The organism is Rhizobium sp. CSW-27, from assembly GCF_018760785.1.
In the GTDB taxonomy this organism is placed as follows: Bacteria; Pseudomonadota; Alphaproteobacteria; order Rhizobiales; family Rhizobiaceae; genus Neorhizobium.
Map to the genome: position 1 here is coordinate 155,240 of NZ_JAHHZO010000004.1, position 18,885 is coordinate 174,124.

20 protein-coding genes and 1 riboswitch are annotated in these 18,885 nt (G+C 62.7%); of the genes, 9 read left to right on the top strand and 11 right to left on the bottom strand.

Annotated features, from left to right (window positions below; all coding sequences use genetic code 11):
• Nucleotides 1–77 precede the first annotated feature (77 nt).
• Nucleotides 78–455: a fluoride efflux transporter CrcB gene (gene crcB, locus KLP42_RS09700; RefSeq protein ID WP_215566186.1), complete on the bottom strand. Its 378-nt coding sequence runs from the start codon at nt 453–455 to the stop codon at nt 78–80.
• Nucleotides 456–564: 109 nt separating this feature from the next.
• On the opposite strand from crcB, the gene KLP42_RS09705 reads away from it, so the two are divergent.
• The gene (locus tag KLP42_RS09705) at nt 565–837 is read left to right on the top strand and encodes a hypothetical protein (RefSeq protein WP_215566188.1); all 273 of its coding nucleotides are present in this window, start codon (nt 565–567) and stop codon (nt 835–837) included.
• Between the two features lie 45 nt (nt 838–882).
• Here the strand turns inward: KLP42_RS09705 and KLP42_RS09710 are convergent, their stop codons facing one another.
• Both KLP42_RS09710 and KLP42_RS09715 read right to left on the bottom strand, forming a co-directional pair.
• Nucleotides 883–1,953: a copper chaperone PCu(A)C domain-containing protein gene (locus KLP42_RS09710; RefSeq protein ID WP_215566190.1), complete on the bottom strand. Its 1,071-nt coding sequence runs from the start codon at nt 1,951–1,953 to the stop codon at nt 883–885.
• A gap of 77 nt (nt 1,954–2,030) precedes the next feature.
• Nucleotides 2,031–2,408 (bottom strand): hypothetical protein, encoded by a 378-nt coding sequence (locus tag KLP42_RS09715; RefSeq protein ID WP_215566192.1) that lies wholly within the window; start codon nt 2,406–2,408, stop codon nt 2,031–2,033.
• A gap of 164 nt (nt 2,409–2,572) precedes the next feature.
• A riboswitch (glycine riboswitch) is annotated at nt 2,573–2,660 on the top strand.
• A gap of 155 nt (nt 2,661–2,815) precedes the next feature.
• Here KLP42_RS09715 and gcvT point away from each other — a divergent pair.
• From gcvT to KLP42_RS09735, 4 genes are all read left to right on the top strand, one after another.
• Nucleotides 2,816–3,952, top strand: a complete 1,137-nt coding sequence (gene gcvT, locus KLP42_RS09720) for a glycine cleavage system aminomethyltransferase GcvT (RefSeq protein WP_252192890.1) — start codon at nt 2,816–2,818, stop codon at nt 3,950–3,952.
• Between the two features lie 237 nt (nt 3,953–4,189).
• Complete coding sequence (gene gcvH, locus KLP42_RS09725; protein WP_215566195.1) at nt 4,190–4,552, top strand: glycine cleavage system protein GcvH; 363 nt, start codon at nt 4,190–4,192, stop codon at nt 4,550–4,552.
• Complete coding sequence (gcvP, locus tag KLP42_RS09730) at nt 4,552–7,416, top strand: aminomethyl-transferring glycine dehydrogenase (RefSeq protein WP_215566198.1); 2,865 nt, start codon at nt 4,552–4,554, stop codon at nt 7,414–7,416. Before gcvH ends, gcvP begins: the two co-directional genes overlap by 1 nt.
• A gap of 286 nt (nt 7,417–7,702) precedes the next feature.
• Nucleotides 7,703–8,038 carry a flagellar basal body protein gene (locus KLP42_RS09735; protein WP_215566201.1) on the top strand — a complete coding sequence of 112 codons (336 nt, stop codon included), beginning with the start codon at nt 7,703–7,705 and terminating at the stop codon, nt 8,036–8,038.
• Between the two features lie 97 nt (nt 8,039–8,135).
• Here KLP42_RS09735 and KLP42_RS09740 read toward each other — a convergent pair whose 3' ends face one another.
• Nucleotides 8,136–8,480 carry a hypothetical protein gene (locus tag KLP42_RS09740; protein WP_215566203.1) on the bottom strand — a complete coding sequence of 115 codons (345 nt, stop codon included), beginning with the start codon at nt 8,478–8,480 and terminating at the stop codon, nt 8,136–8,138.
• Between the two features lie 302 nt (nt 8,481–8,782).
• Here KLP42_RS09740 and KLP42_RS09745 point away from each other — a divergent pair, with 302 nt between their 5' ends.
• Nucleotides 8,783–9,397: a LysE family translocator gene (locus KLP42_RS09745; protein WP_215566762.1), complete on the top strand. Its 615-nt coding sequence runs from the start codon at nt 8,783–8,785 to the stop codon at nt 9,395–9,397.
• A gap of 64 nt (nt 9,398–9,461) precedes the next feature.
• On the opposite strand, the gene KLP42_RS09750 is transcribed toward KLP42_RS09745, so the two are convergent.
• The 4 genes from KLP42_RS09750 to KLP42_RS09765 form a co-directional block, all read right to left on the bottom strand.
• Complete coding sequence (locus tag KLP42_RS09750; protein WP_215566205.1) at nt 9,462–10,286, bottom strand: ferredoxin--NADP reductase; 825 nt, start codon at nt 10,284–10,286, stop codon at nt 9,462–9,464.
• Between the two features lie 130 nt (nt 10,287–10,416).
• Nucleotides 10,417–10,920, bottom strand: coding sequence for a DUF934 domain-containing protein (locus tag KLP42_RS09755; RefSeq protein ID WP_215566207.1), 504 nt, complete (start codon nt 10,918–10,920; stop codon nt 10,417–10,419).
• 17 nt (nt 10,921–10,937) lie between these two features.
• Nucleotides 10,938–12,608 (bottom strand): nitrite/sulfite reductase, encoded by a 1,671-nt coding sequence (locus tag KLP42_RS09760; RefSeq protein WP_215566209.1) that lies wholly within the window; start codon nt 12,606–12,608, stop codon nt 10,938–10,940.
• An 8-nt stretch (nt 12,609–12,616) separates the two neighbouring features.
• Nucleotides 12,617–12,931 (bottom strand): DUF2849 domain-containing protein, encoded by a 315-nt coding sequence (locus tag KLP42_RS09765; RefSeq protein ID WP_215566211.1) that lies wholly within the window; start codon nt 12,929–12,931, stop codon nt 12,617–12,619.
• 290 nt (nt 12,932–13,221) lie between these two features.
• Between KLP42_RS09765 and KLP42_RS09770 the strand changes: the two genes are divergently transcribed.
• The 3 genes from KLP42_RS09770 to KLP42_RS09780 are packed head-to-tail and all read left to right on the top strand — an operon-like array spanning nt 13,222 to nt 15,292.
• Nucleotides 13,222–13,809: a deaminase gene (locus KLP42_RS09770; protein WP_215566212.1), complete on the top strand. Its 588-nt coding sequence runs from the start codon at nt 13,222–13,224 to the stop codon at nt 13,807–13,809.
• 24 nt (nt 13,810–13,833) lie between these two features.
• A complete protein-coding gene (gene mazG, locus KLP42_RS09775) occupies nt 13,834–14,664 on the top strand; it encodes a nucleoside triphosphate pyrophosphohydrolase (RefSeq protein ID WP_215566218.1) in 831 nt (276 codons plus the stop codon).
• The gene (locus KLP42_RS09780; protein WP_252192891.1) at nt 14,648–15,292 is read left to right on the top strand and encodes an adenylate kinase family protein; all 645 of its coding nucleotides are present in this window, start codon (nt 14,648–14,650) and stop codon (nt 15,290–15,292) included. The genes mazG and KLP42_RS09780 overlap by 17 nt, the downstream gene beginning before the upstream one ends.
• 25 nt (nt 15,293–15,317) lie before the next feature.
• Here KLP42_RS09780 and hflX read toward each other — a convergent pair whose 3' ends face one another.
• The 3 genes from hflX to trkA form a co-directional block, all read right to left on the bottom strand.
• A complete protein-coding gene (gene hflX, locus KLP42_RS09785) occupies nt 15,318–16,679 on the bottom strand; it encodes a GTPase HflX (protein WP_215566220.1) in 1,362 nt (453 codons plus the stop codon).
• Nucleotides 16,680–16,908: 229 nt separating this feature from the next.
• Entirely contained in the window at nt 16,909–17,151 is a 243-nt protein-coding gene (hfq, locus tag KLP42_RS09790; protein WP_037155370.1) for an RNA chaperone Hfq, read from the bottom strand.
• Between the two features lie 351 nt (nt 17,152–17,502).
• The gene (gene trkA, locus KLP42_RS09795; RefSeq protein ID WP_215566222.1) at nt 17,503–18,879 is read right to left on the bottom strand and encodes a Trk system potassium transporter TrkA; all 1,377 of its coding nucleotides are present in this window, start codon (nt 18,877–18,879) and stop codon (nt 17,503–17,505) included.
• Nucleotides 18,880–18,885: the final 6 nt, after the last annotated feature.

Sequence of the window (18,885 nt, forward strand, 5' to 3'; positions counted from 1 at the left end):
GGCCCTCGAACGGGCCTTTGCCCCAGCCTTTAGATGATTTCACGCCGGAAGGGAAAGAGGAAATCCTGCAGCAGCCGTCACAGAACGGCGCGCCCGACGGCAAGCCCGCCGAAGGTGGCCAGCAGCGAGACCGTGACGCTGACGAGGATGTAGGCGAGCGCCGCCGCCGTTGCGCCGCGTTCATAAAGCGCGAGCGTATCCAGCGAAAACGAGGAGAAGGTGGTGAAACCGCCGAGGAAACCGACCACGATCAGGAGGCGCATTTCCATCGAGGCATTCAGTTTGCGCGCCACCAGCTCGGTCAGGAAACCGATGGCAAACGAGCCGACGACGTTCACCGTCAGCGTTCCCCAGGGAAAGGCCATTCCGAGCAGGCGCGTCATCAGGATGCCGGTCAGATAGCGGCAGACCGAACCGACGGCGCCGCCGAACGCCACAAGCAGAAGATTGACCATCAGCGAATTCCGTTCTCCAAAACTGTCATTCATTCGCATTCTAACGAAATGCTTAATGCCGGGCCAAGAGCTGCACGCATATCCTGTCACATTCAAGGAGATGTGTGCGATGACACAGGTGCTTTCCGTTTCGGCCGTAACGGCCGCCTATGCGATGGACGCGGCCAAGCCCGCGCGCCGTGTGGCGACCGCCGACAAGGTCAAGGATGCACGGGTCGACGTGGAGCGTAACGAATTGCGCAAGGCAGGCGCCGATGCCGGCAGTGTGGCAGGCCTCATTCCGGCCGTTACCATCGGCTTTGACGTGACCACAAGCCGCCAACATCAACCGCAGGAACAGGCGAGCCTGCAGCAGGCGCGGGATGCCTACGAGGAAATCTGAAGCAAACAGGTGCCGGGCCAGGACCCGGCACCGTTGTCTTGTGGATCAGTTGTGCTGGTGGCCGCCCGGGCCGGCGGCAGCGACCGGCAGCAGCGTCTCCACCTTGCCCGCCTTTTCAAAGGTGAAGGTCACCGGCACCGTTTCGCCCTGCTTGAAGGGCTGGCGGACCTTCATGAACATCAGGTGCAGGCCGCCCGGCTTCAGTTCCACCGTTTCGCCAGCCGGGATCTCGATGCCCTTTTCCAGCGGACGCATGACCATGACATCGCCGTTCATCGCCATCTCGTGCAGTTCAACCATGGCGGAGCGCGGCGTTTCGGCGGAAACCAGGCGATCCGCCTCCTTGCCGCTGTTGGTGATGGTGATGTAGCCGCCGCCGACGGGCTGGCCGGGCAGCATGGCCTTCAGATAGCCATGGGCAATGGAGAGCGAACCGGCGCTGACGGCCTTCATCTCGCCGGAAGCGGCATCGCCAGCGTCCGGCCTGGCCGCCTGGTTCATCGCGCCGTGTCCCATGCTGCCATGGTCCATTCCCGCATGATCCATGCCACTGTGGTCCATCCCGGCGTGATCCATGCCGTCGCCGGCAGCCTTGTCGCCGCCAGCGGAGACCTTCAGCAGCGGCGCCGGGTCCTTCAGGGAATGCGGATCGGTGCCGGGGGCGGCCACTTCGTCCCACTTCTCGGTATCGTCACCGCAGACCTGAATGGTCTTGAACGGCAGGGCTGCGCCATCGGGCACGCCGGCGAGTTTTCCCTGCATCATGAAGATGTCGTAGTTGTCGTCCGGCAGGCTGCCATTCTTCCAGCGGATCTCGACCGGCCCGGAGGTCACCTTGCTGCCGTGATTGTCATAGGGTTTGGCATAGTCGCCCTTGATGATCTCGAGATCCCAGCCGGCCTTCGGCTGGGGCTTGGCGCCGTAAAAACCTTCCGGCAGCGTGACGCGGACCTCGTTCGTCGCCTTGCCGCTGCAGCCATGCGGCACCTGCAGCTGGATGACGACGTAGGAATCGGGCTTGGCCGGGCCATTGGCCAGCGTCACATGGGCAAAGGCGCTGCCCGCCATCATCAGGGTGGCAAGGGCCGCGCCGGTCATCAGTCTCGTCGTGTTCATGGTATTCTCCCTTGAGCGGCGAGGCCTCAGCCGATCAAGCCGCTCGACATTCCGTTGGCTGCGATGAATGGAAGCAATCAGGCAGAAGCAACGGGCGGCGCCCGGGATCTTGGCGCGGGAATGGACAGGCTGCCGGCAACCGCGGGCCGTTCGACCGGCGGATTGACCAGCGAAACGGTTTCAGAGACCAGCCAGGCCTGATCATCCGGCGGCGGCAGAAGAAGGGAGGCGCACAGCATGCAGACTTCGCAGCGCACCGGCTTCAGGTGCGACCAGTCATCGCCATAACCGGTGCAGAGCGAGGCAAAGGTGCCATCCGGCAGGCGGTAGGCCTCCGTCTGGTCGATCCGGACCTCGGCGGCAACCGGCGCATGGTGGGCAAGGCCGAGCGACAGGAAGACCATGGCGCAGGCAATGCGCAGGATCTTCTGCCAGGAATCGCGGCCTACGGTCATGTCTCTCTCCGTTGCGATGTTCCATAGCCCAGATCGAAGCCTGGCGCAAAAGCCGGATTGTCGCGGGCGCGACCATTGTGCCAACTCTTTGTGCAGGGCGACAAAATTCGTGTTGCCTGCGACATTTGCCTCTTGCCAAGCAGGGGGGCTCCCCCATAATGAGCGCGACCCCGCTGGGAGAAACCGCTTCAGTGCGGCGCCGAAGGAGCAACCGCCCCGGAAACTCTCAGGCAAAAGGACCAGCGGGACCTGCAGGACTCTGGAGAGAAGCCTTTTCCACGCGAGGGGCTCGCCGAAGGGATAACAATCTCAGGCGCGAAGGACAGAGGGGGCTCATGAAACGGTGCGTTCGCGCGCCAGATACTGAGCCCGTGCGGCCGCGCGCCGTACATGACCTGGAGGTTTTCTTGACCGATACCGGCCAATTGCTGACCACCCCTCTCCATTCCCTTCATCTGTCGCTCGGCGCCCGCATGGTGCCTTTTGCCGGCTATGACATGCCGGTGCAATATGCGGCGGGCGTGCTGAAGGAGCATCTCCACACCCGCACCAGGGCCGGCCTGTTCGACGTTTCCCATATGGGCCAGGTGATCGTGAAGGCCGATTCGGGCGCCTATGCCGATGCGGCCGCAGCGCTCGAAAAGCTGGTCCCGGTCGACATCCTCGGCCTGAAGGAAGGCCGCCAGCGTTACGGCTTCTTCACCGACGAAAACGGCGGCATCCTCGACGATCTGATGATTACCAATCGCGGTGACCACCTGCTCGTCGTCGTCAACGCGGCCTGCAAGGCGGCAGACCTCGCCCATATGCAGGCGCATCTTGCCGGCTGTTCCGTCACGCTTCTCGATGACCGCGCCCTGATCGCGCTGCAGGGACCGGCGGCGGAAACCGTGCTCGCGACGCTCGCCCCCGAGGTCGCCGCCATGAAGTTCATGGACGTGCGCGATGTGGCGCTCGCCGGCGCGGCATGCATCGTCTCCCGATCCGGTTATTCCGGCGAAGACGGCTACGAAGTCTCCGTTCCGGCGGCCAAGGCCGAGAAACTGGCACGCGCACTGCTGGCGCACGAGGCTTGCGAAGCGATCGGGCTCGGCGCGCGCGATTCGCTGCGGCTCGAAGCCGGCCTCTGCCTCTACGGCAACGATATCGACACGACGACCTCACCGATCGAGGCCTCGCTCGACTGGGCGATCCAGAAGGCCCGCAAGGCCGGCGGCGAGCGCGAAGGCGGGTTTCCGGGCGCGGACCGCATCCTGGGGCAACTCGCCAACGGCACCGAACGCCGCCGCGTCGGCCTGAAGCCGGAGGGCAAGGCACCGGTGCGTGCGCACGCCAAGCTTTTTGCCGATGCGGATGGTGCAAAGGAAATCGGCGAAGTGACGTCCGGCACCTTTGGTCCGTCGGTCGAGGGTCCGGTTGCCATGGGTTATGTACCCACCGCCTTTGCCAGCGCCGGAACACAGGTGTTTGCGGAAGTGCGCGGCAAGTATCTGCCCGTCACGGTCGCCGCCCTGCCCTTCATCACGCCGACCTACAAGCGGTAACCAAATGATGGTCCTGCCAGCCCAAGTCCCCCTCTGGCCTGCCGGCCATCTCCCCCACAAGGGGGGAGATCAGCAGCCAGCAGCCTCTCGCCTTTCACCGGCGTTGATGAGTTGGGAAATGGGCGCGCCGATCCGCTCTCCCAACCTGTGGGGGAGATGGCCGGCAGGCCAGAGGGGAGCGTGCTTGTTCCCTGCTTCAAACGAATTCCCAATTTCCTTCAGAGAGGACTCAAAGTCATGCTGAAATTCACCGCTGAACACGAATGGCTGAAGCTCGAGGGCGATGTAGCGATCGTCGGTATTACCCAGCACGCCGCTGACCAGCTGGGTGATCTGGTGTTCGTCGAACTGCCGGAGGTCGGCGCCACCTTCGACAAGAACGGCGAAGCCGCCACCGTCGAAAGCGTCAAGGCGGCCTCCGACGTCTATTGTCCGCTGGCCGGCGAAATCGTTGAGATCAACGATGCAATCACCGCCGATCCGGCGCTCGTCAATTCCGATCCGCAGGGCAAGGGCTGGTTCTTCAAGCTGAAGCTAGCCAACGTCGCCGATGCCGACGAGCTGCTGGATGAAGCCGCCTACAAGGAGCTGATTGGCTGATGTCCGACACCCGCGATTTCCATTTCACCGACTACCAGCCCTATGACTTTGCCAACCGGCGTCATATCGGCCCCTCGCCCTCCGAAATGGCGGAGATGCTGAAGGTGATCGGCTACCGCTCGCTCGATGCCCTCATCGATGCGACCGTTCCCGCCTCCATTCGCCAGCGCGAGCCGCTCGCCTGGGGTGCGGCGCTCACCGAACGGGAGGCGCTCGACCGCCTGCGCGAAACGGCCAACAAGAACCAGCCGCTCACCTCGCTGATCGGCCAGGGCTATTACGGCACCATCACGCCGCCGGTCATCCAGCGCAACATCCTGGAAAATCCGGCCTGGTATACGGCCTACACGCCCTACCAACCGGAAATTTCCCAAGGCCGCCTGGAAGCGCTCCTGAACTTCCAGACGATGATCTGCGACCTGACCGGTCTCGACGTCGCCAATGCCTCGCTGCTCGATGAGGCAACCGCTGCCGCCGAAGCCATGGCGCTCTGCCAGCGCCAGGCAAAGTCCAAGGCGACCGCCTTCTTCGTCGACGCCGCCTGCCACCCGCAGACGATCGCGCTGATCGAAACCCGCGCCGCCCCGCTCGGCTGGTCGGTCGTTGTCGGCAATCCGTTCACCGATCTGGACCCGGTCGATGTCTTCGGCGCCATCTTCCAGTATCCCGGCACGCATGGCCAGGCGCATGATTTTTCCGGCCTGATCGCCCGCCTGCACCAGACCGGCGCGGTGGCTGCCGTCGCCGCCGACCTTCTGGCGCTGACGCTTCTGAAGTCGCCCGGCGAAATGGGTGCCGATATTGCCATCGGCTCTTCCCAACGTTTCGGCGTGCCCATGGGTTACGGCGGTCCGCATGCGGCCTTCATGGCGGTCAAGGATGCGCACAAACGCTCGATGCCCGGGCGTCTCGTCGGCGTCTCGGTCGATGCGCGCGGCAACCGCGCCTATCGCCTCAGCCTGCAGACCCGCGAACAGCATATCCGCCGCGAAAAGGCGACCTCGAACATCTGCACAGCGCAGGTTCTGCTCGCCGTCATGGCTTCCATGTACGGTGTCTTCCACGGACCGGAGGGCCTGAAGGCGATTGCCCAGCAGGTGCACAAGAAGGCCGTGCTGATGGCCAAGGGCCTGGAAAAGCTCGGTTACACGGTGGAGCCGGAAACCTTCTTCGACACGATCACCGTCGAGGTCGGCCACATGCAGGGCCTCATCCTGCGCGCCGCCGTTGCCGAAGGTGTGAACCTGCGCAAGGTGGGCACAACGAAGATCGGCATGTCGCTGGATGAACGCACACGGCCGGTGACGCTCGAAGCCGTCTGGCGCGCCTTCGGCGGCAATTTCAAGGTCTCGGATTTCGCGGCAGATTATCGCCTGCCGAAGGATCTGCTGCGAACGTCCGCCTATATGACGCATCCGATCTTCCACATGAACCGCGCGGAAAGCGAGATGACCCGCTATATCCGCCGGCTGTCGGACCGCGATCTGGCGCTAGACCGGGCGATGATCCCGCTTGGCTCCTGCACCATGAAGCTCAATGCCACCGCGGAAATGCTGCCGATCACCTGGCCGGAATTTTCCGACATGCATCCCTTTGCCCCGGCCGAACAGGCTGCAGGCTACAGGGAGATGATCGAGGATCTGTCGGCCAAACTCTGCCAGATCACCGGTTATGATGCCTTCTCCATGCAGCCGAACTCCGGCGCGCAAGGGGAATATGCGGGGCTTCTGACCATCCGCAACTACCACATCGCGCGTGGCGACACGCACCGCGATGTCTGCCTCATCCCCACCTCCGCGCATGGCACCAACCCGGCCTCTGCCCAGATGGTCGGCATGAAAGTCGTACCGGTGAAGGCGAAGGAAAACGGCGACGTCGATCTCGACGATTTCCGCGCCAAGGCGGAACAGTATTCGGCCAACCTTGCCGCCTGCATGGTGACCTACCCGTCCACGCATGGTGTGTTCGAAGAAACCGTCAGCGAGATCTGCGCCATCACCCATCAGCATGGTGGCCAGGTTTATCTCGACGGTGCGAACATGAACGCCATGGTGGGCCTGTCGCGTCCGGGCGATATCGGCTCCGACGTATCCCACCTCAACCTGCACAAGACCTTCTGCATTCCGCATGGCGGCGGCGGCCCCGGCATGGGACCGATCGGCGTCAAGGCGCATCTCGCCCCTTACCTGCCCGGTCATCCGGAATGCGATGGACGTGAGGGTGCGGTTTCGGCCGCCCCGTTCGGATCGCCGTCGATCCTGCCGATCTCGTGGTCCTACTGCCTGATGATGGGTGGCGAAGGCCTGACCCAGGCAACGAAGGTTGCGATCCTCAACGCCAACTACATCGCCGCCCGCCTCGCAGGCAGCTATGACGTGCTCTACAAGTCCGCAGCCGGACGCGTGGCGCATGAGTGCATCATCGACACCCGCCCGCTGGCGGCGTCGGCCGGCGTCACGGTGGATGATGTCGCCAAGCGCCTGATCGACTGCGGTTTCCACGCCCCGACCATGAGCTGGCCGGTCGCCGGCACGCTGATGATCGAGCCGACCGAATCGGAAACCAAGGCCGAGATCGACCGCTTCTGCGATGCCATGCTTGCGATCCGCGAGGAAGCGCGCCAGATCGAGGAGGGCAAGATGGACCGGGAGAACAACCCGCTCAAGAACGCCCCGCACACGGTCGAGGATCTCGTCGGGGAATGGACGCGGCCCTACAGCCGAGAACAGGCCTGCTTCCCGCCGGGCTCCTTCCGTGTCGATAAATACTGGTCTCCCGTCAACCGCATCGATAATGTCTATGGCGACCGCAACCTCGTCTGCACCTGCCCGCCGATGGAGGATTATGCGCAGGCGGCAGAATAATCTTCGAACTGCCGGCATGACCGCCCCGCACCGCTCTCCCTGCCCGGCAGGGGGAGCGTTTTCATGTCAGGAACCAATATCGGGCGCCGCAGGCGCCGGCGGGATGAGGGGCACCGGCGAGGGCGTGCCGCCGCCGGACAGGAGACTGCCGGAAGGCGGGATTCAACAACTGTGTCATGGCCGCGCTTTACCCTTCGTCAAGCCTGCTGCTGCAGACAGCAAGACAGGCCTGTGCATGCCGCTATACTCCCATCCCAGGCATATTTGCCCGGAGAGGTGGGGAAGGATGACATTGAGCGCTGTGAGCAATACCGCATTGTCGGGCATGCAGGCACAGCTTAAGCGGCTTTCCGCCACGGCAAACAATATCGCCAATGCCGATACCCCCGGCTATTCCCGCCTCTCCACCCAGTTTTCCGCCGAAGGTGCCGGGCAGGCCGCCAACGCACCGGTCGGCGGCGTGGCCGCGCATGTGACGCAGTCGACGACAGCTCCGGATGCCGCACCGGTGCAGGACATGCTGGCGCTGGTGGAGGCCCCCATCGCCTTCAAGGCCAATGCAACCGTCTTCGAAACGGGGGCCGACCTGTGGCAGGTGCTGGGCACCATCCGGCGAGACTGATCACAGCGAGCCGACCGCCGCGTTGCGGTCGCCTTGCCCGGAAAGACGCGCGCGGCGCACGCTGAGATGAAGGATGCGGGGGAGCACTCCTCGAACGCTATTCGAGCGTATAGGTACCCACTTCACAGACATTGAGCTTGTCGCTGACATTCTCATATCCCTGCTGATAGTCGGGCGCTTCGAACTCGACGAGGATCGTATAGAGGCAGGTCTTTCCATCGGTCGGCACGACGAGTGTGCGCGATTTTCCGGCCGCCAGACCGCGCTTCTTCAACAGCTCCACCTTCTGCCCCTTGCCCTCGGTCGGGCGCACGGTGAAACGAATGATCATTCCCTCCGTCTTGTTCTCCAGCACAAGTTCCTCATCGGCCTTGGCAACGAGAGGCAACAGCGAAAGGCTCGCCCCCATCAGGGTCGAGAGCAAAAAGGCGGCAGCGCGCATTGAGGTCATCTCCGATCGAACGAGGCAGGAGCCTTGCATGAGCGAAATGCAGGTCGCAAGCGGCCGCTATACGGCTGGGATTTTACGTCGGAAGTCTGGGACGGGATGGCGGGGTGAATGTCGCGACCGCGCCCGGCGCTGGCTTCACGCTCGGGGCGTTCGACGATGAATTCGGCCGGCGTGCTGTTGACGCCTTCCGTCAGCCTTGGTCTTCCGACTTCAGCAGCTCACCTCGGCAGCTGACGCAAAGCTCATTCTTGCGCTATAAGTTGCCAAACCTATCAACCTCTCTGAGTATGCCAATGGACTCGTGGTCGGTCGCCATTTTCGCCGGAGCTCTGCTCCTCAATGCAGGCACTCCCGGCCCGAGCATCGCCGCACTCGTTTCCCGAGTGATGACCAGTGGCTGGCGCGACGTCATCCCTTTCGTTGCCGCCATGTGGATCGGTGAAGTCGTCTGGCTCTCCATGGCAATGGCCGGGTTAACCGCTGTGGCGCAGACTTTCCAGCTGGGTTTCCACATCCTGAAATGGCTTGGCGTGGCCTATCTCTGCTGGCTGGCGTTCAAGATGTGGCAAAAGCCGGCAGACGCGAGCGGTGATGATCTTCCCCACCGCACCTCGCCCTGGTCAATGTTCGGTGCAGGCATGGCGCTCACGCTGGGCAATCCGAAGATTGCCGTCTTCTACCTCGCCCTTCTTCCATCCCTGATCGACCTGTCGACCACGGGTCTGCGGGAATGGGCCGTCCTTGCCATGGTCACGCTCGTGACACTGGCAGCGATTGACCTCGCCTGGATCTTCCTCGCCCACAAGGCGCGGCTTCTGTTGCGGACCCCTCGGGCCATACGGCTCACCAACCGGTTCGGAGCCATCGCCCTTGGCGGGGCCGCTGCCGCAATCGCCACCCGCAACTGATCATCTGAGGATCAGGAACACATGGGCAAGACCTGGCGGACCTCTGCAGCCCGCCGGACCTATTTTATCCCACGAAAGCCCGCTCAATAACGAATTCGGCCGGCTTGTTGTTGGCGCCTTCGGTGAGACCTGCCTTTTCCAGCAATTCCTTGGTGTCCTTCAGCATAGCCGAGGAGCCGCAGATCATGCCGCGATCGATGGCCGGGTCGAGCGGCGGCACGCCGAGATCGGTGTAGAGCTTGCCGCTTTCCATCAGGTCGGTGATGCGGCCCTGGAAGGGATAGTCCTCACGCGTCACGGTCGGATAATGCTTCAGCTTATCGCCGACGATCTCGGCCAGGAATTCGTGGTTGCGGATCTCTTCCATCAGGTCGAAGCCGTATTTCAGCTCCGCCACCTCGCGGCAGGTATGGGTGAGGATCACTTCCTCGAATTTTTCGTAAGTTTCCGGGTCGCGGATCAGGCTGGCAAAGGGGGCAATGCCGGTGCCAGTGGAGAACATGTAGAGCCGCTTGCCCGGCGTCAGTGCATCCAGCACCAGCGTGCCCGTCGGCTTCTTGCGCATCAGAACCGTGTCGCCCGGCTTGATCTTCTGCAGGTGCGAGGTCAGCGGACCATCCGGCACCTTGATCGAGAAGAATTCGAGTTCCTCGTCCCAAGAAGGGCTTGCAATCGAATAGGCACGGTAGATCGGCTTCTCGCCGACCATCAGGCCGATCATCGCAAATTCGCCGGAGCGGAAACGGTAACCGGCCGGGCGCGTCATGCGAAAACGGAACAGACGATCGGTGTAATGCTCAACCGAAAGAACGGTCTCGGCATAGACGCCGTCCGGAATGGCTGCAGGCGCCTTCGGGGCAAAATCTTCGGTCTTGGCGGAAACGTTCATGCCGGTCGTCTCGTCTCGTTCGGTGTGGTTGCGTCCGCGAAATATACCATGCGCACGCACATTTGAAGGCATCCGCGTTCATATGCCGCGGATGCGCTGGAAAAATATGCTTTTCGTACTCAGCTTTTCATCAGGCCGACCGGCGGCGCCAGCTATAGGCCTCGCCCGCCGCTGCCGTGCGGGCCGTCGGCTGGTAGTGCACGGAAATGCCGGGCAGCCGGTTTTCCGAAAGCCGCTTCAGTGCCGTGGCATTGGTTACGGCGAAGCTGTCGAAACCGCAGCGCAGCATCAGCGGCACCTGGTCGATCAGAACGTCGCCGACAGCGCGCAGCTCGTTCTTGTAGCTTAGCCGGTCGCGCAGGAGCGAAGCATGGCTGAAACCACGGCCATCGTTGAAGGCTGGGAACTCGACAGCCACCAGTTCCAGGCGGTAAAGATAAGGCTCCAGCCGACGGACATCGTCAGCCGGTTTGACCACAACGCCGAAGCCCACTTCGTTGCTGGTATCGGCAAGCTCGATCAGTTGATCGATGGAGAGCAGCGGGCGTTCCTCGCCTTCGGCCTTCTTCTCATCCGTCTCGATCACCCAAGGGTCGTTCTCGACGAAACCGGTTTCTTTCCAGATGCGTGTCATGTCTTTATCCCCTGCCCTCAGGCTGCCTTTGCCGCTTCGCCGTAGAGCGCATCCTTGAACGGCTGCGGCCCGACACGGCGATAGGCATCCAGGAAGGTTTCCTCCTTCGACAGGCGAAGACCGAGGTAGGTATCGACCACCTTCTCGACAGCATCCGTCACCTTGTCCGGCTCGAAACCGCGGCCGATGATTTCGCCGATCGAGGTGTTTTCATCCGCCGAACCGCCGAGCGTGATCTGGTAGAGCTCGGCACCCTTCTTTTCGACGCCGAGCAGGCCGATATGGCCGACATGGTGATGGCCGCAGGCATTGATACAGCCGGAGATCTTGATCTTCAGCTCGCCGATCTCCGCCTGGCGTGCGGCAGAGCCGAAGCGCGAGGAGATCGCCTGTGCCACCGGGATCGAGCGCGCATTGGCGAGCGCGCAATAGTCCAAGCCGGGACAGGCAATGATATCGGTAATCAAGCCAGCATTGGCGGTTGCAAGCCTCTGCGCGACGAGCGCGCGGTAGACCGGCTCCAGGTCGGCCAGCGCCACATGCGGCAGGATGACGTTCTGCTCATGGCTGATACGGATCTCGTCGAAGGCATACTCTTCGGCGATATCGGCAATCGCTTCCATCTGCACGTCGGTCGCATCGCCCGGAATACCGCCGATCGGCTTCAGCGAAATCGTCACCATGCCATAGTCCGGATGCTTGTGCGGCTGGACATTCTGCTCCACCCAACGGGCAAATCCCTCGTCCGCCTTCTTCCAGCCGGCGAGCTGCGCCCAGCCTTCCGGCCGTTCGGCAAGCGCCGGCGGTGCGAAATAAGCCGTGATCGCCTGAATGTCGGCATCCGGCAGCTTCAGTTCGGTGCCCTGCAGGTGGGCGAACTCTTCCTCCACCTGACGAGCCAGCTCTTCCGTGCCTGTTTCATGCACGAGGATCTTGATGCGTGCCTTGTATTTGTTGTCGCGCCGGCCATGCAGGTTGTACACGCGCATGATGGCGGTCGTGTAGGAGAGCAGATCCTCCTCCGGCAGGAAGTCGCGGATCTTCTTCGCCACCATCGGCGTGCGACCCTGGCCACCACCGACATAAACGGCAAAACCGATCTCACCTTCCTCGTTCTTTTTCAGATGCAGGCCGATGTCATGCACCTGGATCGCGGCGCGGTCGCGCTCGGCACCCGTCACGGCGATCTTGAACTTGCGCGGCAGGAAGGAGAATTCCGGATGCACGGAGGACCACTGGCGCAGGATTTCCGCGTAGGGGCGCGGGTCGGCCACTTCATCGGCGGCCGCACCGGCAAAGTGGTCGGCCGTGACGTTACGAATACAGTTGCCGGAGGTCTGCAGCGCATGCATCTCGACGGATGCAAGTTCCGCCAGGATGTCCGGCGTGTCCGACAGTTTCGGCCAGTTGTACTGGATGTTCTGGCGCGTGGTGAAATGGCCGTAACCACGGTCATATTTGCGGGCGATATGGGCCAGCATGCGCATCTGCCTGGAGTTCAGCGTGCCATAGGGAATGGCAACCCGCAGCATATAGGCATGCAGCTGAAGATAAACGCCGTTCATCAGGCGCAGCGGCTTGAAGGCATCCTCGGCCAGTTCGCCGGACAGGCGACGTGCCACCTGGTCGCGAAACTGTTCCACGCGGGCGGACACGAAGGCGTGGTCGAACTCGTCGTAGCGGTACATGAAATTCCTCAGGCTGCGATGAAGGCGGGATCAGCGGGGGCATAACCGCTGGCATAATCCATAGTCGGGCCGGCGGCGCGAATGCGCTCGCGCAGGCGCAGCGGCCGGATCTGGCCGGCGACCTCTTCCACCTCGATGACATTCACGTCAACAACGAGATTGGCGGAAAAATCGCGCTTGCCGATGGCTTCCAGCGAGGCTTCGGCCTCCGCGTGACGGGCGACCAGCGCATCCTGCAGCCGCTCCGTCCATTCACCGCTGGCGTTCAGCCAGACGGCGATGCCGTCGGTCAACCGGTTGGCGGTCAGAACCTTGTCTGTCATGGCCTTGTCATCCCTGTCCGTCGCGGATCGGAGCGCCCGCCCGACCCATGCATGAAGTCGCGGCCATTATGTCAGAGCCAATCCCCCGCTTGAAGAAACGGCAATCCTTCCTCGTTGCGGCTGCGGTATTTCTGTTCCCGCATTGCCGGACGAGGGAGAAAATGCACCCGCCTGCCACCGGCGCCGACGTCATCCACACATGACTTGCCCCGCGCGCAGAAACGGGATTTCCCGCGCCGCACACACGGCTTAAGGTCTCGCAAGGAAACAGGTTTAGAGGAAGACTGCTCGTGAGCACCCACAGCATTGCCGAACGTCTGCTGGACGTGATCGAGAACGATATCATTCCGCTAACGGCGCGCGGCGTCGCAGCCGGCAACAAGGTGTTCGGGGCAGCGATCCTGCGCAAGTCGGACCTCTCTCTGGTCCTGGCCGAAACGAACAACGAGCTGGAAAACCCGCTCTGGCATGGCGAGGTGCACACGCTGAAACGTTTCTACGAGATGGGCGAGGTGCCGGACACGAAGGACCTCATCTTCCTCTCGACGCACGAACCCTGCACCATGTGCATGTCGGCGATCACCTGGGCGGGCTTCGACAATTTCTACTACTTCTTCAGCCACGAGGATTCGCGCGATGCCTTTGCCATTCCGCACGATCTGAAGATCCTGAAAGAGGTGTTCGCCCTGGAGCCCGGCGGCTATCGCCGGAAGAACGCCTTCTGGAATTCCTTTGCCATTGCCGATCTGGCGGAGACGGAGGAGCCCGCCACCCGCGAGGCGCTGAAGGCACGCATCGCCGAGATCAAGACGCGCTACAACGCGCTGTCGGACACTTACCAGGCGAGCAAGACGGACAACAAGATTCCGCTCAACTGACGCGAAACCCGAAAAGGAACGAGGATGGAACCCTCCAAGGATATCGCGCGCCTGCTCGACCTGATGGCGGCGCTGCGCCACCCAGAAACCGGCTGCCCCTGGGATGTCGAGCAGAGTTTCGAGACGATCAAGCCCTATACGATCGAAGAAGCCTACGAGGTGGCGGATGCCATCGAGCGCAAGGATCTCGACGACCTGAAGGACGAACTGGGCGACCTGCTTTTCCAGGTGGTGTTCCACGCGCAGATGGCCTCCGAAGCGGGCGAATTTTCGTTCGGCGACGTAGTGGAGGCGGTGATGACCAAGATGATCCGCCGCCATCCGCATGTCTTTGCCCGCTCCGATGTCTCGACGCCGGAGGCGGTGAAGGTGCAGTGGGACGAGATCAAGGCGGTCGAAAAACGCGAACGGGCCGAACGGCGGGCGCGCCGCGGCATTGCGGAGGATTTTAAGGCCGGCTTCCTCGGTTCCGTCCAGCGCAGCCAGCCGGCGCTCACCGAGGCACTCAAACTGCAGGAGCGGGCCGCCAAGGTCGGTTTCGACTGGTCGGAGGCAGAGCCGATCCTCGACAAGATCGAGGAGGAAATCGCCGAACTGCGCGAGGCGCTGAAGGCGGGCGCACCGGAGAAGGTCAAGGACGAACTCGGCGACCTGATCTTCGCGCTGGTCAATATAGGCCGCCACTTGAAAGCAGATCCGGAGCAGGCCCTGCGCGGCACCAATACAAAATTCCGACGCCGATTCAACTATATAGAAAAATCTCTTCAGGAAGCGAATGCTTCACTTGAAGCGGCATCACTGGATCGGATGGAAGAACTTTGGCAGGCCGCGAAACGGTTTGAACACAACGACTGAAGATTCGCTTCAGGCGGAGCGGAAAGGCGGCAATGCCATGGGTCTGCGCCAGATCCTGATTGGTGGAACCTCGCATGTCGGCAAGTCAACGCTTGCCGCCCGGCTGGCCGCGCGGCTTCAATGGCCGGTGGGATCGACGGACGACATGGCGCGCCATCCGGGGCGCCCCTGGCCTGACCCGCGCCCGCAGGTGGCCGAGTTCTATGCCGGTCTGTCGCCCGAGACCATTCACTGGTTTCTGAAGGTGCATCACGACAACATGTGGCCGCTGATCACCCAGCGCCTGGCTTCGACGGCCGCCCGGCAGGAAACACTGATCCTCGAAGGCTCTGCGCTGCGGCCGGAGCGGACCACAAGCCTTCGTTCAACGGAGCTTGCAGCCTTCCTGCTGCACCTGTCGCCGGAACGGCTGGTTCAGCGGATGCATGCGACCTCCGCCTATCGGGAACAGGACCGGTCGAGGCGCATGATCATCGATCGGTTCATCGACCGGTCGCTGCGTGACAGCGCCGATCTGCAGGCAAGCGCCCGGCAGCACGATGTCCCGATCCTCGACGCCGAGCAACCGGATCTGCTGGAGACCGTTCTCGACCATATCGGCGGAGACGTCGCTGTCGGCGGAGCCTAAGGCGCCACTCGCCGCGCTTGCGGCCCTAGCGTTCCCAGTCTTCCTTCTCGCGCACCGGCATCACGCCGAGCTTGCGTTCCAGCGCATTCGCCTGCTCCTCGGACAGACGCAGGTCGAAGGCAACGGAGCCATCCTCGCGGTCCTCACGCTGGTCGACCATGGCATTCTGGTAGACCCAGGAAATCAGCGAGAGCTTCTCCGGCGGCAGCACGATGGTGGTTTCGGTGACGACACCGGAAAGACGCCGGGCGATCTCCGCCATCAGTGCATCGACGCCCTCGCCCGTGATGGCCGAAACAGCCATCACGTTGCTGCGCCCCACCGCCTTTTCCGCCACGGCATCATGCGCCTCCGGTGCCAGACGGTCGATCTTGTTCCACACTTCGAGAATGCGCTCGTCACGCTCCTTCTCGTCGATGCCGAGGTCATCGAGGATGCGCAACACATCGGCCGACTGAGCGGCATTGTCCGGATCGGACATATCGCGCACATGCAGGATGAGATCCGCTTCCAGCACCTCTTCCAGCGTGGCGCGGAAGGCGGCGACCAGATGCGTCGGCAGATCGGAAATGAAGCCAACGGTATCGGAGACGATCACGGTGCGGCCATGCGGCAGTTTCAGGCGGCGCAGCGTCGGATCGAGCGTGGCAAACAGCATGTCCTCGGCCAGCACGCCGGCGCCGGTGATGCGGTTGAACAGGGTCGACTTGCCGGCATTGGTATAGCCGACCAGTGCCACGATCGGATGCGGCACCTTGCGACGCTTGGCACGGTGCAGCTGGCGGGTGCGCACCACCTGCTCCAGTTCCCGCTCGAGCCGCACGATCCGATCCTGCAGCAGGCGCCGGTCCGCTTCGATCTGCGTTTCGCCGGGACCGCCCATGAAGCCAGCCCCACCGCGCTGACGCTCCAGATGGGTCCAGCTGCGAACCAGACGGCCCTTCTGGTAATTGAGATGGGCAAGATCGACCTGCAGCGTGCCCTCCTTGGTGGAGGCGCGGCGACCGAAAATCTCCAGAATGAGGCCCGTGCGGTCGATGACCTTGGCGTTCCATTCCTTTTCCAGATTGCGCTGCTGTACCGGCGTCAGCGGATGATCGACAATCACGAGACCCGCATCCTGCTCGTCGAGCAGCGCCTTGATCTCCTCGATCTTGCCGGTGCCGATCAGGGTTGCCGGCCGCGGCTGGCCGACCGGCACGATCAGCCCCTCGGCGATCGTCAGGTCGATGGCGCGGGCAAGGCCCACCGCCTCTTCGAGCCGGCTTTCATCCGAACGGCGCACGGCGGCCGGTGCGGCATCGCCCTGCGGCGCACGCGCCGGACGGTTCTGCTTGAGGACCGGCACGAGCACGACGGCGCGCATATCGTCGCGCCGCTTCTCCATGTCGGGAACGAGGGATTCATTGCTGATATCGCGAATGCTGATTGCCGTGGTCCTTCAGGATGACGCAACGCAAACCCCACAATGCCGTACCGCCGGTCGCCCCATGCGGGCTTGCGGCAGGCAGGCGCGGATCGACACGATGCGCGGAAATTTCTGATCGCGCCAAGATGGGGCGATCAGAGACGCAATTCAACCGCCAGCCCTTGAAATCCGCAGAGGTGCCGGACAATCAGGCTGCGTTTTCCTCGCTTTCGAACATCTGCATCGGCTGTCCCGGCATGATGGTCGAGATGGCGTGCTTGTAGACGAGCTGCGAATGCCCGTCCCTGCGCAGCAGCACGCAGAAATTATCGAAGGAGGTGACGACCCCCGTCAACTTGACACCATTGATCAAAAAGATGGTCAGGGAAATTTTTTGCTTCCGAACCGTGTTGAGAAACAGGTCCTGAAGATTCTGAGAACGTTCCGCCATGGCGCCGCTTCTTTCTTTCTTTGTTGCCGGCAGGATCGCCGGGAATGATCACGCGTGGAAGGACGAACCGGAAACCCTCTCCTGTCTCCGACGCCCGCATGACTGGTTATCAAATCGCCGTCTTTTCCGCAACGCCGAATAAACCATTCCAAAGAACCGCTTGGGCTGGCTGCGAGGCAGCCTCCGGAGGCCTTTCAAAGCGCTTTCGACAGCTTTCTGAGGCAACCGCAGGCATCGGACAGCGCCCTGGTTTCCTTCGCCTGCCGCCCGGCATCCACAGGCAATTGCAGGCATTGTCGACAAGTCAACTCCAGAATCAGTCTGGCGAGAACCAGCCGGAAGGCGCAAGCCTCAGAAATACTGGATTGACACCCGGAACAGCTGCTCCACATCGCGCACCGCCTGGGCAGTGGCAAACAGCACCACGCGATCCTTCGCCCGGATCTTGGTTTCGCCATTCGGGCGGATGACCTGGCCATTGCGCAGGATGGCGCCGATGCGGATGCCGCGCGGCATGTCCAGCTCGCGGAAGGGCCGCCCGACCAGCGGCGATGTCTCCAGCGCTTCGGCCTCGATCACCTCGGCGGCGCCGTTCTGCACGGCATAGACCGAGCGGATGCGGCCCTTGCGCACATGCTGCAGCACGCGGGAAATCGTCACGGCACGCGGATTGATCAGCGAATCGATGTTGAGCGAGCGCGTCACCTCGCCGAGCGAGGAGGAATTGACCAGAACCAGATTGGACTTGCAGCCGAGCGCCTTGGCCATCACCGCGCCGAGGATGTTCGCCTGGTCATTGTTGGTCAGCGTCACCATCAGGTCGGCGTCCTGGATATCGGCCTGCTGCAGAATGCTCTGGTCGAGCGCGGAACCATGCAGCACGATGGCATGGCGCAGCTGCTCCGAAATCGCCACGGCCCGCTCGCGATCATTCTCGATGATCTTGATGCGCGTCTTCGGCTGCATCTCCTCGATGCGGCGGGCGACGTAATTGCCGATATTGCCGCCGCCGGCGATCACGATACGCGCCGCCTCCTGCTCCTCGTGACCGAACAGGCCGAGCGTGCGGCGCGTGTGGTCGCGCTGGCAGATGACATAGGCCAGGTCTCCCGCCTGCAGCTGGTCGGCGGAGCGCGGCACCGTCAGGCGACCCTGCCGATGGATGCCGACCACGGTGGCGACAAGATCGGGGAAAAGCTGGCTCAGTTGCTCGAGCGGCGTGTTGATGACCGGGCAGTCTTCCATGCACTCGATCGCCACCATGGCGATCTGGTCCTCGGCAAAGCGCGCCACATCGGTCGCGCCGGGAAAGGAGATGCGGCGCAGCACCATCTTGCCCACCTCGATCTCCGGCGAGATCGTCACATCGATGGACATGTTCTTGCTGCTGAAGAGATCGGCATATTCCGGCAGCAGATAGCTTTGCGAGCGGATGCGGGCGATCTTGGTGGGCACGCTGAACAGCGCATGCGCCACCTCACAGGCCACGATGTTGACCTCGTCATACAGCGTCACCGCAATGATCATGTCGGCCTGCTCGGCACCGGCCTTGGCCAGAACGTCCGGATGGGCGCCGTGCCCCACATAGCCGCGCACGTCCAGCGTGTCGGTGATGCCGTTGATCAGGGCTGCCGAGGTATCGATGACCGACACCTCGTTGTCTTCCTGGGACAGACGCTCGGCAATGCCGTAGCCCACCTGTCCCGCCCCGCAAATAATGACCTTCATGACGCC